This window comes from uncultured Kordia sp. (genome assembly GCF_947496985.1).
Lineage (GTDB): Bacteria > Bacteroidota > Bacteroidia > Flavobacteriales > Flavobacteriaceae > Kordia.
On sequence record NZ_CANMEZ010000002.1, the window covers coordinates 687,937 to 704,895 of the forward strand.

Consider the following 16,959-nt stretch of genomic DNA (forward strand, 5'->3'; position numbering starts at 1 on the left):
TATGAAAGTAGTTCATTTTTTATATGAAGATATTGCAACGCATTTAGAAGAAGAAATTTTAAATGGTGTATTGCAATTAGGAGATAAACTTCCGTCTGTACGTATGTTTAGCAAACAACACAACGTGAGCGCTTCCACAATTTTTCAAGCATACTATACACTGGAATCTAAAGGTTTGATAGAGGCCAGACCAAAATCAGGATATTACGTGATTTATCAACCTAAGAAATTTATACCTTCTTTTACAGATACTGTTGTAGAAACAACTCCTGCCATACATGAATTGACTACAGATGCTATAATTTCACATATCGTAGATCTGTTAAGCGCTAAAGAATATACACATTTGTCAACTGCTCGACCTGATCTTTCGTTGTTACCAACAGCAACTTTACAGAAGAGTATGAAGGCTGCATTGACAGCTTTAGGTGCTGATATTCTAAATTATGATCATCCTACAGGAAATGAAATTTTACGACAGCTAATTGCTGGACAACAAATAAAATTTGGAGAAACATTTGACTCAAAAGACATTGTAATTACCTCTGGCTGCACAGAAGCTTTAACATTATGTTTACAAGCGACAACGCAAAAAGGCGATATTGTAATTTCCGATAGTTTAACGTATTATGGTATTCATCAAATTATTAAAAATTTAGGATTGAAAGTTATTCCTGTTCCCATACACACAACTACAGGTTTGGATCTTAATTTCTTAAAACGTTCGTTAGAACGGTTTCCTGTAAAAGCATGTTTATTAACGACGAATTTTAACAACCCAACAGGAATGAGTTTGACGACTTCTCAGAAAAAAAAGTTAGTTAAACTGGTTACAAAACATGAAGTTCCGTTGATTGAAGATGATGTGTATGGTGAATTGTATTTTGGAAAACACCGTCCAAGCACTTGCAAACAGTTTGATACAGAAGGACTGGTGATGTATTGTTCTTCGTTTTCAAAAACGTTAGCACCAGGTTTTCGTGTTGGATATGCAATTCCTGGGAAGTTTACAGCAACTGTTACAAAATTGAAAAGAATTCATTCGTTAGGTTCGAGTACCTTGTCACAACAAGCTTTAGTTGCTTTTTTTGCTAAAGGCAGATATCCATATCATTTAAAAAGATTACGCCAGACGTTGCATACCAATATGCTTGCGTATTGTAAATGTGTGTATACGTATTTCCCCGAAAATATTTATGTTACTCCACCAAGTGGCGGCTATATATTATGGATTGCTTTCCCAAAATATTTTGATAGTATAGCGCTTTTTGAAGCTGCTAAGGAACATCATTTAACTATTGCTCCTGGGCAGATTTTCTCCATGAATGATTCACACAAAAATTACATTCGTTTGAGCTTTTCAAAACCACTTACTGAATCTATTGAGAAAGCAATTCAATTGCTTGGCGAATTGGCAAAGCAGTTGATTTATGAGAATTGATATAATTTAATTTAGTATTTATAAAAATCTGAAATTTATGTTTTTCATTTTCTTTTAGTGAAAAATTAAAACCGTAGAAACTTTTCTATTTTTTAGTTCGCAATTTTCTATTTCAAATTAATGAGTTCATGAATCTTCGATTTTCAAGGCTTGAGAAAAATTTACTGGTCTTGTGTATGAGTAGTTAAGCGCAGGTTAGTATTTAACTTTGCAAATATACACCAAGTTGGACAGCTGGCTTTATTTCCAATTTACAACAATTTACTTTTTGAAAATAATAGGATGATTTTTTTCAACAAACAAGTCAACATCCTTTTCAGATATAAAATTAGGATATGACATTAGTAATAATTGTAATGGAGATTGATCTTCTTTTATAGGAGGTATTTCATAATGATGCTGATTTAATTTAAATCCCATTCTTTCATAAAATTTTATTCTACGTTCATTAATATTGGATGTAGGTAGTTCAACCTCCAGTATAATCGATTTGTTATCACTGTCAATAAATTTATTTAGAATTAACTTTCCGATTCCTTTATTTCTTTGTTCTAAAGCCGTAGCAAAGTGATCTATGTATCTATGTGCATCAAAATCCCACCATAAGATAAATCCTGTAAATTGGTCTTTATGAATTAAAACATCAAAATGATAACTGTCATTTTGTAAAATATTTGATTGGTCTTCTAATGGTCTTCGCTCTTCAATAGGAAAAGCATCTTCATAAAGTTTCCATGCTTTTTGAAAATAATTATCTGAAATATGTTTTAGTCTTACTAATTTCATTTGGTCGCTTGCTACTAACTTGTTTGCATGGTTCGTATTCCAAAGGGCATACACTATACACTTTGTTGACTAACGTTCATAATAGGTAATTGAAAAATAATTCTACAATCACACCAAGGACAACACTGAATAAGGCTCCTAAATTAGATAAACGTTTTAATTTAAATGTGTTTGAAAATGCCAACCATAGACATAACACAGCACAAATCGCTAAAATTATTGTTCCATATAAAGGCACGATGCTATTGAAAAGACCTATTTGATTAAAAAAGGGATCTAACAAAGCCGTAAAACCAAAAAGAGCCAAAGTGAAATTTGTCTTTTTATGTCCAATAAATAGATAATAGCTTGCAATTAACAATTCAACACTTATTGCTAAAGGACCATATTGGTTATAGTATTCTCTTTTAAAGTATAACTCGAACCCTTGGGAAAAATCAATCTTCATTATAAAGGCTACACTCAGAGCTAGTCCGATAATCAAAAGTGATAATGCTATTGTCCTTCTTTTTTTCATTAGGTCTTACTTAATGTTTGCCAACGGTTTTATATATGATTTGTTGCGTATTTCAAGCACTGAATTTAGTAAATAAAAACCGAATAGAAAATCCGCAAGGATTTTCGTAAGTAGGCGAGAAGCCAGCAATAAATTATATACGGTGTTAGCAAGCGTATTTAATTCGGTGATATCAATATTTGTCCCTCAAAAGTATTCTTTTCGGGCATAAACTCTTTTTCCATCATTGTTCTTAAATCCGGGTTGCAATTTTCATTATATTCTGTATAAGCTGTTCCTTTAAAATGAATTTTATCCGTTTTTTCAATCCATTCCATTAAGAAAATGACCAATCCAAATTTTGATTCATTTCTTACCTTTTCTCTAATTTCCTCAAAATTTGGTGAGACTAGATTTCCATTTTTTAGTGTATGATATGACATTTGGTTTATGTCGATTATTACAACACAATTTTCATCAACGTATGGTTTACCATTTTTTTCTCGAAATTTTGCTAATAATTTTCTTCCAGGATTGGCTTTATTTGATTCGTCTGAAAACCTTGAAGATGTAATTTCAATCCCAAAGTTATTTACAATAAAATCAGGCTCTTCATTGTTCGCATCTCCAAATTGGAAATTTAATTTTCTATCTTGTGAAACTCTTATAAAATGCGCGCATTGATTGATTTCAAAAAAATGTCCGTGTACAGAAATATCTTTATTATTGACAATCCTCTTTAAGTAATATTCATAAATGCTCTCATCGTATTCTTTGATGTCCATTAAAGATAGTCCTAAAATTCGAAGATGATGTTCTTTTATTTTTTTGTCGATATCTGAACTCAACGGTAAAGAAGCTATTTTTTCAGCAATGGGATGTTTTAAGTCAGTTAGGTCAATACCTAAAATTTCTTTATAATATTTTACGATTTCCTCCATATGCTTGCTAACGGTTATGTTTGAGTGCGAGGATTTTCCGAAGGAAAATCAGACGCAGCAAACGTGCAACGACCTTTGATTTAGTCAAACACCAGCAATTTTTTATATACTGTGTTGGCAACAGTATTTTTATTTTTTTACATTTCCATTTTCCATTTCCACGGTTTTTTCTAAAATCCCGTTTTGGTCGAAATAGAAAGTAGTTCCATTTCCTCTCCCTTTTTTAGTCTGTCCGATGCTTTTTATTGTTCCATTTTCGTGAAACTTAATATTTTGACTATCGTGATAAATGTCGGCACTTCTAAAACTTTTTATAACTCCACTTTCATAAAACGAAATAAGAACTCCGTCCCGTTGTCCATTGTTTTTTTCAAACAAATATTTTGGTCGAAAATTTTCATTGAGCATTAGTCCGAAACCATTCAGAGAATCATTTTCGTAATGCTCGAATCCAATTATATTTTGGTTATTATCGAACCAAATTTTGTTTCCATTTTTAACTCCGTTTACAGTTGGAATCATATATTCTTTTGTTCCGTCAGAACGATATTTAACAATCGAGTCAACTTTTTCAATTTGATTTGGTTCAGTCGATTCAATCAATTCAGTTTTTTCTTTACTTGAATCGTTGTTGCAACTGATTAAAATCAGAAGAATTATGATATGTAAAACGGTTTTTCTCATATTGTTGCCAACGGTCTCGTATAACCGTCAGTTACGGGTTAATATGCGTTAATTTTCGGTTTAGCACTGGCGTTAGCAATTCCGAGTGGATTCGGAAGTAGTCGAATCCGCCGTAATTGCGGTTATACATTGTTGTGTGCAGGTTTTATGCCATTCCGTAAATCGGTAATTTTCCGTCTTGGTTGTTATTTTTTATTGTTTTTAATATTTTCAAAATCCTAATTCCAATATCTGTAAATGACATAAAGTCTTTTTTGTCAATTCGAAAATTATGGTCGTGAATAGCTTTGTTTCTTAGATTCCAAAATTTTCTAAGTAAACTCGATGTTTCTTTGTCAATTACATTTTCTGATTTTAGTAACTCAATCAGTCTGACCACAGCAAGAGGTCTTTTTTCATTCGTTTGAAAATGCGATTCATAGATTTCTCTTAATGTCTTCTCAATTTCGATTGATAGTTTTAGAATATCAGTAGAGAAGTCAGTAGTTAATTCAAATTCTATTTTTTCGCGAGTAACTGTTGGACCACCAAGTCCAAGTGGTTCATTTTTTTCTACAGTTGTTTTTTCCTCAATTCGTTCAGTCTCTTTATTCAGTTCTTGTAGTTCCCATTCAAAACTCCCAAGTTTTATTTTTTTAGTTTTTTCAAAAATTTTCTCAGGTTTATTTATAAGAATAGCTAAAGTAGCAATTGCTAAAAGTGATAAAGAGATTAAGTCAAAATTTAGTTCAGGAAAAATTAGTCGTAATACTATTACAACTAAACATATTATCGCTATTATATATCTTGATGATTTTCTCATATTTTTTTTCTCAACTTGCACACAACATATGTATAACAGGAATTCCTGTTATTTCTACTATAACTAAACCTTGATTTGTATATATTAATTTAGTTAAGAAACTAAAATTAAAAGAATTTTATGTAAAGCCATACTAAAAAGGAAGGTTTTTAATATTTATACTTAAATAATAGGCTTACTTTTTTATTCGTGATTTTTCTAACAACTATTAATTTGATTTTTTGAACTTAATAATCCTGTATAACTCAATTTTTCAATTGATAAAGAGTCGTTTTTATACCATATAATGAAAAAACTTCCTGTTAGTACTCCAAAAAAGGAGGATAACAGGAAGTTTTAGACGAAATATTTCCAAATACACAGCAAAAATTTAACTCACATTAATCTGGTAATCGATCACGTTGTCCTTTTTTACGATTGAATCGATATACAAAGGTTAGTGAAATTCGTCTTCCTACACGAATTGATTCTGATTCTAAACGGAAGTTTTCTCCTGTGACAACTCTGTCTTGAATTCGAGAATCGAATATATTTCTAACATTTAAGGTAAGCGCGCCTTTGTCGTTAAAGATATCTTTACTGATGGCAAAATCTGCAAAGTATTGTGCTTTTTGCAAGGTTTGCCCGTTTTGATTTCTTCCTGTATAGTTGAAACTCGTTTGCATAGACAATCCTTTTTTGAAACGCATTCTAGAGTTGATTCGTGTAAACCAAGCTTCGTCTTTTGTATCAAAATTTCGTCCATCAAAATCACCTTTTTGATCGTATTGAAAGAAATTGAATTCTCCTGATAAACGCCACCATTTGTATGGATTATACGTTGTAGATAGTTCAAAACCGATACGATCTTCTGTATCTAGATTTACTGGAAATGTGATAAAGTTTCCATCATCCGTTTGATTGGTTACAAAGTTGAAAAAGTCAGTTGTATGTTGGTAATACAGAGACGGATTGATCGAAAATTTCCCCCAACGCTTTAAGAACGCTACTTCAAATGAATTTGTATACATTGGATTTAAATCTGGATTTCCTACAAATAGATTTCTAAAATCAGTCAATCCGCCAAAAGGATTCAATTGCCAAAATCGTGGTCTGTTGATTCGTCTGCTATAACTCATTTGTATATCTGTTCTGTCTGCAATTTTGTATGAGAAATGCGCCGTTGGGAACAGGTTTGTATAATCTTTATCGTCATTAAACAATCGTTTAGCATCATCAATTCCAATGTCTGAATGTTCTACACGCAATCCTAATAAATAACTAAACTTCCCAATTTTGTCTCCATACTGTGCGTATACACCATAAATACGTTCGTTATAATCCAATTCGTTGTCTAAATCTGGTATTAATTGATCATCAATATGTACCATATAATCACTTGTAATTCTTCGTATTTCTGCTCTAAACCCAGTTTCTAATCGTGATGTTTTTGTTAATGGTGATACAAAGTTTGCTTGAAATAAGAAATCTTTACTACTTTCAACATCGTCACTTCTAATAGTTGTAAAATTCGCTGTGGCTGGAAACGTTCGTTGTTGACGAATTCGTTCTTGTTCGTCATCATTCCAAAAATCATATTGAACATCCATTTCTAGCTTCTGCCCTTCTTTCTCAAACGTTTTTACATAATTCATTTCCAAACGATTGAAATTTTGTGGCTCTTTGTAATTTTCTATTCGAGAAATTGTACTATCAATTGCTCCTGTAGCATCTAAATAAGAATAATTTAAACGTGTTTCATCTGTGTTTTTTAAGAACGTATGATAAAAACTAGCTGTTAATGTATTTTTATCATTTATATAATAATCACCTCCAAAAAAGATATTATGTGCATTGTCATTTCTATCTTGATCGCTATTTTGCAGTAACCCTGATTCTATACCATTATTTGTTGTTGTTTGACGTCTAGTTTCTTCTCCAAAGAAATTTGAATTTCTATAACCTACATTCGTAAATAGATTAATTTTATCTGTTTTATAGGTCAAATTTAGATTGGCTCTGTAATCTCTTGGATTTCCTACACCTAATTGTACCGAACCACTTAGCCCTCCTTTTCTATTCTTCTTAAGAATGATATTGATAATTCCTGCCGTTCCTTGTGCTTCATAACGCGCAGACGGATTTGTAATCACCTCAACTTTTTCAATACTTGCTCCTGGAATTTGATCCAAACCATTATTAGCAACCAAAGCCGAAGGTTTTCCATTGATAAGGATACGTACGTTCCCATTTCCACGCAAACTAATTCCGCCACCAGCGTCTACAGTTACTGAAGGAACATTATCTAATATATCGTTAACCGTTCCTCCTTGAGACAATAAATCTTTCCCAACATTGAATACTTTTTTATCTAGCTTTAATTCTACTGTTGATTTCTCGGCTACAATTTCTACTTCTCCTAACGCTTCTAAGTCTTCTTCTAAACTGATTGTTCCTAAATTCATATCCTTTGTAATGGAAACATCTTTTAATGTATATGATTTAAAGGAAATGAATTCTACATTGATGTTATAGGTTCCATTTGCAATGTTTAACGAAAAGTTTCCACTTCCATTGGTAATACCACCTTCTAACACTTTATTCGTTTTTGTATCTAGAATCGTTACCGTAGCGTACTCTAAAGGTTGCTGCGTTGTTTTGTCTAATACTTTTCCTGTAATGGTATATTTCTTGTTTTGCTGCGCACTTGCAAGCGTTACAGCTAAATATACTAATAGGATGATGATTTTTTTCATGTTCGTTGTTTTTTAATGATGATTGATGCCACAAATATGTTGCTTAATCAGACATCTTTTTTATAAATAGCCCAACATGGGTTTATAATCGTCGAACATGCGTTATTAAGGTTATTACGAGTTTCGTCTACTTTTTTATGGTGTTTGGATGTTTTTCTTTAGTATTCATCTATATATATTTTTTGATGTAGTGTAATGCGTACTTTTATGAATATTACTAGATTTGATATGTTATGATACAAATTTTGAAAAGTATTTTCAGTTATCTAAAAAATCGGCGTGTGTTAAAGCATGTTGTTTTTTGGGTTATACTATATCTATTTTTAATTTTTTCGGATGCTTCTTATGATCCTTTGTGGGTAATTTCTATTGCAAGAGCTTCTCATATTATTCCGCAAATTATTATTTCATATTTTTTAGCATATTGGCTTATTCCAAACTATTTATTTACTAAAAGATATACTGAGTTTGTTATGTATGCTATTCTTAGCGCCTATCTAATGTGTGTATTTTCACGCACGTTAATGGTTCATGTTGCTGAACCATTATTTAGAGGCGCACCATTTGAACAAGAACCTATTTTAGAAATTTTAACTGACTGGAAAAAATTGATACGTGGTTACTTTTTTACAATTTATTCAATCGCGTTTTTATTTTTGTTAATTAAAATGTCTTTAGAACGTGTGGAAGAACAATCCTTAAAAAAGGAAAAAATATCTATTGAATTGAAGATGTTAAAAGCACAGTTGAACCCACATTTTTTATTCAATACTTTAAATAATATTTATTCGTTGTCCGTTATCAATTCACCAAAAACTTCAGAATCTATTGGAAAATTATCCGAAATTTTAGATTATGTTTTATATCGTTGCGATCAAAAATATGTACCCTTGGCGGGAGAAATTACATTGCTAGAAAATTATATTTCTTTGGAACGTTTGCGTTACGACGAACGCCTGAAAGTAACATTTACACACAATGTAACACCACATACTGAAGTTGCTCCGCTTATTTTACTTTCTATTGTTGAAAATGCTTTTAAACATGGTGCAGGAGAAGATTCAGGAAGTCCAAAAATTACGATCGATCTCCAACAAAACGAAGAAATAGTAACATTTACGGTTTTTAATACAACGACCAATCAGCCACAAGAAAATTCGAATGATGCTATCGGATTGGAAAATATTAAGAAACAGTTGGAGTTGCTATATCCAAACACGCATACACTAAAAATAGATCAACAAAAATCTTCTTTTGAAGTTGTTATCACGCTAAACACTGTAGTTCATGAAAGTTAAATGCTTACTTGTAGACGATGAACCGTTGGCAATTAAATTGCTAGAAAACCATATTTCAAAAATTACTTCTTTTGAAGTCGTTGCTACGTGTAATAATGCCATGAAAGCATTAGAAATTTTAAATACACATGAAATTGATTTGTTGTTTTTAGATATTAAAATGCCAACCATTACTGGAATCGATTTTTTAAAGTCATTACGCAATCCACCTAAGACAATTTTTACCACTGCATATAGAGAATATGCATTAGAGAGTTACGATTTGGACGTTGCGGATTATTTATTGAAACCTATCACATTTGATCGTTTTTTCAGAGCCGTGGAACGATTTTACAGAGATATTAAACCAACGCAAATTACTGTTGCAACACCAAAAACTGAAGAAGATGTACTGATTCAAATCAAATCAGGGACGAAGTATCATAAAGTTGCAGTAAGCGATATTAGTTATATTGAAAGTTTAAAAGATTATGTAAAGATTCATACCTCATCAAAGTGTATAGTTTCTAAACAAAAAATTAGCGATTTAGAAGCAGAACTCAGTAAACATGCGTTTTTACGTGTCCATCGATCGTACTTAATTAACAGTAAAAAAGTAACGGCTTTTACACCACATGATATTGAACTCAACGACATTGAAGTTCCTATTGGCGCAAGTTACAAGGAGTATGTGTTGGCAATTTTGAAAGAGTAGTTGTTTAACTACATCCCATGAATCATTTCCACAATGGCTTCAACATTTACTTCTCCTCTCTTTTTTGAAATTTCTAACAACGATTTTGTAGCTGTTTTTTCTAAATCTGTTTCTGCACTGCTTTCTTTTTGTTCTAAAAGATACAATTTCAACCTATAGATATTTGGATGCCCTATAGATAAAATTTGCGCTTTCATAATTTCCTGTAATGCTTCTTCATATCGTTTTTCTTCCTTTAATAATAACGCTCTTAAATACCATATTCTGTAATCTTGCAAACCAAATGCTTCACTTTGTTGTAATAAATCAATAATAGCTGCGGCCGTTTTTTTGTCTCCTTTATTATATTTTATTTTTTTAAGGTATATGGCTTTCGCCAGATGTAACTTAGGCGCATTCGGATACAGTTGCAACAATTTTTCTAATCGATTTCCTTCCTTTCTAGCTTGTGAAGGAAATCCTTGTGTTGGATCGCCAAAACCTTCTAATAAATTATCAATTTCTAAAGAAACATCTTGATATGTGTCTGTTCGATAAATCTTAGATAACAATAAAAAATATTTTCCATACGCATAGGTTTCATATGTATATCCTTGTACATTTTTTGGAAGAAATGAAATGATTTTTTCTATATGAATTTTTGCTTTTTCATATTGACCGTTTTCATAAAAATAGATTGCTATTTCATAGAGCTTATCCAATGCTATTTGCAACGAATATTTAATTGTATACGAATGACTTTTTTGATAGTCTAAAGATCTTTTGGTTTCTTTTTCATAGAAAAGCAAATGACTTTTGGCAATGCATTTTAAATAGGTGAGCAAACGTTCTTTCTTTTGAGTTGCTTTTAATAGTTGTATTTTTTCTCTTTCAAAATAATCACTATTTCTTGAGCTATACCGTTCATACATTAATGGCTTATTAAGATCTTCTTTTGGTGTAACCAAATCTATATACGCTAACGCTTTTTCATAATTTTCTAAAGAATAGTTTTCATCCAAATTGTAATAATACGCAGCTATCGCCAAACATATTCTTCGCTTTAATTGAAATGAAGGTTGGTGTTCTAATGCAGCTAAATAATCTTGCAGAACATATTCAACATGACCTGTTAGATATAGAAATTGTCCTCTTCTAAAATAAAAATCAGCTAGAGAGATTTCTTTGTTTTTAGCTTTAATAGAAACTCTATCTGCTATTAAATTATCTAAATCTTCCAACACATAATAAGGATACGCTGATGCACTATATTGAGAACCATTAATGATTACTGCTTTTTTATACAAATCAAAATGTGGCTTAAAAGCAAGTTCTATACGTTCCCAAATCAACGATACATTGTTGGGATCATTTTGCAATGCTGCTTCAATTTGTTGCACTCGCGCCTTTTTCATTGCGAATATATCTCCAGGTTGTGCGTTTGCAAAAGTGATGATACTTAAAAAGAATAGTAGAAAACGAAATTTCATTATGACGTATTTTAGGAACCTAAAATACGTTCGTGTATTCAATAGTAAAAGTTAGAACTCGTAAACAGGCTCTTTGAATGAGTGATTACATTAGTTGACAAAGAATCTAACAATACTTTCTCGCACCAAATCAGGCATTTCTAATGGAATCATATGTCCGCAGTTTTTTAAAATACTAATGGTTGCTTTGGTAAATTGTTGCTGTGTATGTTTTACATCATCAATATTTACGAGTGCATCTTCTTTTGCTGCAATGACATGAATTTTAGTTTGAATATTTTTTAGTTTTTCAGTTAAATCAACACGTTGTGAAGTTGCTTTGAGTTGACGAATCAATACTTCTTTTCCTAAGTCTGCATCCATGTCTTTTATCACTTGAATCAACTTGTTGTTTTGATGATTTGTTGGATGTAGAAACTGTAATGCTCTTGCGGTAGCAATTCCTTTGTAATTGTGCTGCTCTAGAAAGTCAATCGTACTTTTTCGGAGTTGCAACTCTTTAACGTTCAAACCATACGCAGAAGCGGCAATAATAATCATTTTTTCAATTCGTTTCGGATGAGAAACCGCAAAATGCATTGCTGCGTACGCGCCCATTGAAAAGGCAACTACGTTTGCTTTTTCTTCTAAAGTTTCACTTAGTAACACATCTATTTTTTGAAAAGAAGTCGCTGAAGTAGTGTCAATAAAAACACAATCAAACTGTGTGAATTCTGCACATACAAATTCCCACAATAGTGGTGTACACATGGTTCCAGAAAGAAAATAGAGTTTTTGTTTTTTCATTCATTAAAAATAAAAAAAACGTACACCTCGCATTTCGACTCAGCTTAATGTGAACGCGAAGTGTACATCTTTATTTTAAAATAAATATTTTATTAAAAATTCGATGAAACAATTTTTTCAATTGCTCCAGGTGTTGGAAAATCCATCGGAAATACCATTCCGTTTGCATACCAGTTCTTTTTTGCTATAAATTCATTTTGAATTATTGCATTCATCTCTACACCATTAGTGAATGCAAAATAATTTACAAAATCAGAACTTGAAGCTGTTAGGAAGTTAATATTTAACTTATTCCCTACATTATCTTCATTGTCTTTAAGAAATTTAGAAATGTTTTCAGTTTTCTTAGTATAATCCCATCCACAAGGCATTCGCTTCGTTCGTTCTTTCACTCCAATAATGATTACTTGCTCATAACATATGTCTGTAAAAGGCATACAAATTCGTTGCGTACGTTCTTTCACTTCTGGCACAATTATTTGCTCGTAATGCTTCATTTCTAATTCATAAACATCTTGTTTTTTAAAGTCAGCCCAAGCATATCCATGATCATCAGTAACTCTATTCAAAAGAACAATTTTACCTCTTACATCTCCTAATTCAACATTTTCAATATCTTTTTTATGATCATAAAAGTTAGATAATGCTGCAAATTCTTTCATGTCATCAGAAGTAATTTTGAATGTGGATTCTTCTGATTTAATTGACATTAATACTGTTTCTTGAGGATTTTTTCTTAAGAATTCATATACAGGGACTAAAACAGCATCTACAAAAGTTCCTCCTACTGGAGCTACGCCATGTTTTAAAATAAATATATTCGCAAGTAAAAACTCAGACACTCCAGGTATTTTTGCACTTTTAGAAAGCCTAATATCTAAAAATCGTATTCCATTATTTAATTGTCGTTCTATAGACCAGCTTTGCGTTTTAGCAAACGGAACTACAGTTCCATGCGTTCCACTGTCATGCGTTCCTGGAATATTAATGTTTATTAGTTTTTTGGAGTTTGACAAATTTGACATCCAATTTTTCATGCACTCTTATTTTTTGGGGTTAATTATTATTTGAAATCATCTATCTCTTACATATTACTTAACATGAGTTCGATATAATATTTCAGAGTATCATTTTTGATTTTCAAACCATTACAACAAACTATCAAATAGCTAATATTGAATACTTAATATTAATAATTCTTACGTCGAATTCACGTTATTTAGAATTTATTCAATCACTAAGCTTGTTGTAGCTTTGCTTCCATTTCCAGAAACTTCAATTGTATATGTTCCTTTTGGTAAGTAATACGCTTCATTTTTCTTTTTTGGAATGGAAATATCGCTATTCTCCCCTATAAACTTTTTACGCCCTTTTTCGGTAACGCTTAAATCATATGTCCAAGTATTGAATCCTGCGTCAGCAGTTACTTTGCCTTCATTTAAAACAATGCCGTTATCTGTTAATACTTTTACACTAAACGTCCCTCCTTTTTTCGCATGAAAATAGATTTCCTTTTCAGGCACATTTGCTTCTAACCATTTGCTCCAAGTTGATCCCCAAAATGAACGATAACGTACACTTTTTGTATCAAACACATATACCTCTTTGGCATTTATTGTTGCATCTGCTTCTTGTAATACTGCAATATTTGCTTTATAAATAGAACGTCCGTGAGTTCCTAATAATAGGTCTTTTGCTTGTTTTTGCACAACAATATCATGTACGGCAACATTTGGTAATCCGTTATGGAAAGGCTGCCATGTTTTTCCCATATCTAAAGAAGCATATGCGCCGTTGTCCGTACCTACATATAGTACATTTTCATTTGTTGGATCTTCCTTAATTACGTTTACTGGCGAAGCTGGAATTCCGTTTGCAATGTTTTTCCACGTTTGCCCGTAATCGTCAGACATGTATACATAACTTGTAAAATTGTCCCAACGGTATCCGTTTAATGTAATATATACACGCTCTTTTTTATGTGAAGAAGCAATGACACGTGAAACCCATAAATCTTTTGGAAATCCGCTAGATATATTTTGCCAATCGCCACCGCCATTTTTTGTTATATGAACCAATCCATCATCACTTCCAACATAGATAACTCCAAATTGGAAAGGCGACTCTGAAATGCTTGTCAATGTTCCATATGCAACATTTCCTTTCTTTCCTCCTTGCGTTAAATCGCCAGAAATTGTTTCCCAATCGTCTCCTTTATTTAATGATCTGTGTAACTTGTTTCCTCCTAAGTATAATATATCTTGATTGTGAACAGATAAATGAATTGGCGTTTGCCAATTGAATCTGTATGGAGATTCTCCTAATTCATGTTTGGGTTGAATATATTTTTGTCCTCCATTTTCACCACGATCAATTCTAAAATAATTTCCAAATTGATATCCTGTGTATACAATGTTTGGGTTGCGATTGTCAACTTGAACTTGCATTCCATCTCCACCCATAATTCGTTCATACGGATATTGTCCTTCTTCATGCCATTTTACAGAAGCTTTGTAACTATTTGGACCAACCCAAACACCATTATCTTGCAAACCTCCATACACTTTATACGGTGTTTGTTCGTCTGCATAAATAGCGTAAAATTGCCCTACAGAAGGTGTATTACATTTTATCCAATTATCTCCATTATCGTATGAAATATTTACTCCTCCATCGTTTCCATTTACCAAATGATTTGGATTGTTAGGGTTTACCCAAAGTGCATGATGATCGGCGTGAACATTTTGTCCATTAATCGATTTAAACGTTTTTCCTCCATCTTGTGAGCGTACAATTGGCACACCTGCAATGTAAATATGATCTTCATTTTTTGGACTTACACGAATCATTCCAAAGTAATATCCGTATGAATACACCAAATCATCTAAATAATCATCATGTGTTTTTTTCCATGATTTTCCACCGTTTGTCGTCTTGAAAACTTGTGCACCAATCACTGGCGTATCAAATAATAATGAATTTGCGTTTTCTAAATACTTTGCTAAATCAACAGGTTTTATAGTTCCGCTTCGCACTAATTGCTTTACATTTTCGGCTCTGTATTTTTCTTGAAAACCATTTGTTTTTAGATAGGTATTTAATTTTTTATCGGTAAGATTTAAAAACGCTTGTGAAGACATTGTTTTGAAATCATCTTTTGTCAATGCTTTTGAATCACTTTTCTTTTTTTCTTTTGCTTCACGTCTAAACTGACTATCATGAAATGCATATACGGTATTTTCATCGTAAACAGCCAATCCAATTCGTCCTACACCATCACCTTCTGGAAAACCAGTTTTTTCACTTATTTTTTTCCAAGTGATTCCTGCATCTGTACTTTTAAAAATTGCAGAGTTGGTTCCATTTCCAACAAAATTCCAAGCTTTACGATCACGTTCCCATGAAGAAGCATACTGTATGTTGAAATTGTTTGGCGCAACTGCAATGTCTACAATTCCTGTTTCGTTATTTACAAACAATGTTTTATTCCATGTATTTCCACCGTCAGTAGTTCTAAAAATTCCACGTTCAGCATTTGGCGAATATAAATGACCTAAAACACCAACAACTAATTCGTTTGAATTGTTTGGATTGATTAAGATTCTACTAATATGATGCGAATCGAGTAAACCTTTATTTTCCCAACTCTTTCCATTATCGGTACTTTTTAGAATTCCAATTCCTGCATACGATGATCGTGAAGAATTATTTTCTCCAGTTCCTACCCAAATGGTTTTTGATTTCCAATCAATAGCAATATCTCCTATATTTTGTGTTGGCGAACTGTCTAAAACAGGTTTAAATGTAGTTCCGTTATTGTTTGTATACCATAATCCTCCAGAAGCATACGCTACATAGAATTCGGTTGTATTGTTTGGATTTACGTCTACATCTACCACACGACCACTCATAATTGTAGGGCCAATATTGGTGAATTTGATGTTTTTTACGGTAGAGTTTTCTGTAAGTTTTGCTTTCTGTTTTAAAGCTTCTTGCACTTTTGCTGCTGAAGTTGCATTGCTTTGCGCAAAACTAATTTGCGCTAAAAAAAGTGATACTACGAATACTATTATTTTGGGTTTCATGGTTGGGTTTTGGTTTAGACTTTCAAAGTACAGAATGTTATAAACTTGGCAAAATTTTGCTTGTTTTTTTAACAATCCTTAAAGAAATAGAAATTTATAGAACATAATTTTAAACTTATTACTTTAGAGTTTTACATTTGTAATTATAATGAGTGTAGCTACCACAAATTTTGAATCGTATTTGAAAACTTTCATTCAAGATGAAAAATTGGATGATCAAATTCCTGTGATTTTGGAGGCATTCAATTATTTACACTTAAAAAAGAATACACTTTTTGTGGAAGAAGGTAAAATTTGCCAGTATTTCTGTTTTATTGAAAGCGGTATTTTACAGCATAATATCTTGGTAGAAGGTGAAGAAAAAACAACTTATCTAGCTTTGAAAAATTCCGCCACAGCGGCATTAAAAAGCTTTATGCATCAGATTCCTTCACGTAAAAATATTAAAGCAATTAGTGATTGTGATCTGTTTGTGATAGATCAAAAAAGTTTTCAAAATTTACTTATCAATAACAAAGCGTTTCATCACTTTTATTACAATTTAATTGAAAATCAAATTTATCGTATTGATGACTATCGCATTGATTTATTAACCTTGTCACCAGAAGAACGTTATAAAAAACTTCTTGCAAACGAACCTAAATTATTAAAGGAAGTTCCGCTACATTATTTAGCTTCTTTTTTAGGAATTTCATCACGAAATATGAGTCGTATTCGAAAGAATGTAGTTTTATGAATTTCG

At 31.9% G+C, this 16,959-nt stretch carries 14 protein-coding genes; 4 read left to right on the top strand and 10 right to left on the bottom strand.

Features of this window, described 5'->3' with window-relative positions:
• Position 1 precedes the first annotated feature (1 nt).
• Entirely contained in the window at positions 2-1,441 is a 1,440-nt protein-coding gene (locus Q0828_RS08030) for a PLP-dependent aminotransferase family protein (RefSeq protein WP_298419412.1), read from the top strand.
• Positions 1,442-1,702: 261 nt separating this feature from the next.
• Here the strand turns inward: Q0828_RS08030 and Q0828_RS08035 are convergent, their stop codons facing one another.
• The 6 genes from Q0828_RS08035 to Q0828_RS08060 all read right to left on the bottom strand — a co-directional run bounded on the left by Q0828_RS08035 (position 1,703) and on the right by Q0828_RS08060 (position 7,885).
• Positions 1,703-2,227, bottom strand: coding sequence for a GNAT family N-acetyltransferase (locus Q0828_RS08035; protein ID WP_298419414.1), 525 nt, complete (start codon positions 2,225-2,227; stop codon positions 1,703-1,705).
• Between the two features lie 76 nt (positions 2,228-2,303).
• Positions 2,304-2,744 (bottom strand): hypothetical protein, encoded by a 441-nt coding sequence (locus Q0828_RS08040; RefSeq protein ID WP_298419416.1) that lies wholly within the window; start codon positions 2,742-2,744, stop codon positions 2,304-2,306.
• Between the two features lie 158 nt (positions 2,745-2,902).
• A complete protein-coding gene (locus tag Q0828_RS08045; RefSeq protein ID WP_298419417.1) occupies positions 2,903-3,664 on the bottom strand; it encodes a hypothetical protein in 762 nt (253 codons plus the stop codon).
• A gap of 129 nt (positions 3,665-3,793) precedes the next feature.
• Positions 3,794-4,348, bottom strand: coding sequence for a hypothetical protein (locus Q0828_RS08050; protein WP_298419419.1), 555 nt, complete (start codon positions 4,346-4,348; stop codon positions 3,794-3,796).
• Between the two features lie 145 nt (positions 4,349-4,493).
• Positions 4,494-5,150, bottom strand: coding sequence for a hypothetical protein (locus tag Q0828_RS08055; RefSeq protein ID WP_298419421.1), 657 nt, complete (start codon positions 5,148-5,150; stop codon positions 4,494-4,496).
• A 380-nt stretch (positions 5,151-5,530) separates the two neighbouring features.
• Complete coding sequence (locus Q0828_RS08060) at positions 5,531-7,885, bottom strand: TonB-dependent receptor (RefSeq protein ID WP_298419423.1); 2,355 nt, start codon at positions 7,883-7,885, stop codon at positions 5,531-5,533.
• 281 nt (positions 7,886-8,166) lie between these two features.
• On the opposite strand from Q0828_RS08060, the gene Q0828_RS08065 reads away from it, so the two are divergent.
• Both Q0828_RS08065 and Q0828_RS08070 read left to right on the top strand, forming a co-directional pair.
• Positions 8,167-9,183: a sensor histidine kinase gene (locus Q0828_RS08065; RefSeq protein ID WP_298419425.1), complete on the top strand. Its 1,017-nt coding sequence runs from the start codon at positions 8,167-8,169 to the stop codon at positions 9,181-9,183.
• Positions 9,173-9,877, top strand: a complete 705-nt coding sequence (locus Q0828_RS08070) for a response regulator transcription factor (RefSeq protein WP_298419427.1) — start codon at positions 9,173-9,175, stop codon at positions 9,875-9,877. The genes Q0828_RS08065 and Q0828_RS08070 overlap by 11 nt, the downstream gene beginning before the upstream one ends.
• A gap of 8 nt (positions 9,878-9,885) precedes the next feature.
• Here Q0828_RS08070 and Q0828_RS08075 read toward each other — a convergent pair whose 3' ends face one another.
• The 4 genes from Q0828_RS08075 to Q0828_RS08090 form a co-directional block, all read right to left on the bottom strand.
• The gene (locus tag Q0828_RS08075; protein WP_298419429.1) at positions 9,886-11,346 is read right to left on the bottom strand and encodes a hypothetical protein; all 1,461 of its coding nucleotides are present in this window, start codon (positions 11,344-11,346) and stop codon (positions 9,886-9,888) included.
• Positions 11,347-11,436: 90 nt separating this feature from the next.
• A complete protein-coding gene (locus Q0828_RS08080) occupies positions 11,437-12,132 on the bottom strand; it encodes an alpha/beta hydrolase (RefSeq protein WP_298419431.1) in 696 nt (231 codons plus the stop codon).
• A 92-nt stretch (positions 12,133-12,224) separates the two neighbouring features.
• Positions 12,225-13,169 carry a phosphatidylinositol-specific phospholipase C domain-containing protein gene (locus Q0828_RS08085; protein WP_298419433.1) on the bottom strand — a complete coding sequence of 315 codons (945 nt, stop codon included), beginning with the start codon at positions 13,167-13,169 and terminating at the stop codon, positions 12,225-12,227.
• A gap of 189 nt (positions 13,170-13,358) precedes the next feature.
• Positions 13,359-16,217, bottom strand: coding sequence for a glycosyl hydrolase (locus Q0828_RS08090; RefSeq protein WP_298419435.1), 2,859 nt, complete (start codon positions 16,215-16,217; stop codon positions 13,359-13,361).
• Positions 16,218-16,398: 181 nt separating this feature from the next.
• On the opposite strand from Q0828_RS08090, the gene Q0828_RS08095 reads away from it, so the two are divergent.
• Positions 16,399-16,953: a Crp/Fnr family transcriptional regulator gene (locus Q0828_RS08095; protein ID WP_298419437.1), complete on the top strand. Its 555-nt coding sequence runs from the start codon at positions 16,399-16,401 to the stop codon at positions 16,951-16,953.
• The last annotated feature ends 6 nt before the right edge of the window (positions 16,954-16,959 follow it).

Coding starts and splice junctions, on each gene's coding strand:
- Q0828_RS08075 (WP_298419429.1), bottom strand. CDS start 11,346: ATGAAATTTCGTTTTCTACTATTCTTTTTAAGTATCATCACTTTTGCA.
- Q0828_RS08055 (WP_298419421.1), bottom strand. CDS start 5,150: ATGAGAAAATCATCAAGATATATAATAGCGATAATATGTTTAGTTGTA.
- Q0828_RS08040 (WP_298419416.1), bottom strand. CDS start 2,744: ATGAAAAAAAGAAGGACAATAGCATTATCACTTTTGATTATCGGACTA.
- Q0828_RS08050 (WP_298419419.1), bottom strand. CDS start 4,348: ATGAGAAAAACCGTTTTACATATCATAATTCTTCTGATTTTAATCAGT.
- Q0828_RS08090 (WP_298419435.1), bottom strand. CDS start 16,217: ATGAAACCCAAAATAATAGTATTCGTAGTATCACTTTTTTTAGCGCAA.
- Q0828_RS08085 (WP_298419433.1), bottom strand. CDS start 13,169: ATGAAAAATTGGATGTCAAATTTGTCAAACTCCAAAAAACTAATAAAC.
- Q0828_RS08070 (WP_298419427.1), top strand. CDS start 9,173: ATGAAAGTTAAATGCTTACTTGTAGACGATGAACCGTTGGCAATTAAA.
- Q0828_RS08060 (WP_298419423.1), bottom strand. CDS start 7,885: ATGAAAAAAATCATCATCCTATTAGTATATTTAGCTGTAACGCTTGCA.
- Q0828_RS08080 (WP_298419431.1), bottom strand. CDS start 12,132: ATGAAAAAACAAAAACTCTATTTTCTTTCTGGAACCATGTGTACACCA.
- Q0828_RS08035 (WP_298419414.1), bottom strand. CDS start 2,227: ATGAAATTAGTAAGACTAAAACATATTTCAGATAATTATTTTCAAAAA.
- Q0828_RS08045 (WP_298419417.1), bottom strand. CDS start 3,664: ATGGAGGAAATCGTAAAATATTATAAAGAAATTTTAGGTATTGACCTA.
- Q0828_RS08030 (WP_298419412.1), top strand. CDS start 2: ATGAAAGTAGTTCATTTTTTATATGAAGATATTGCAACGCATTTAGAA.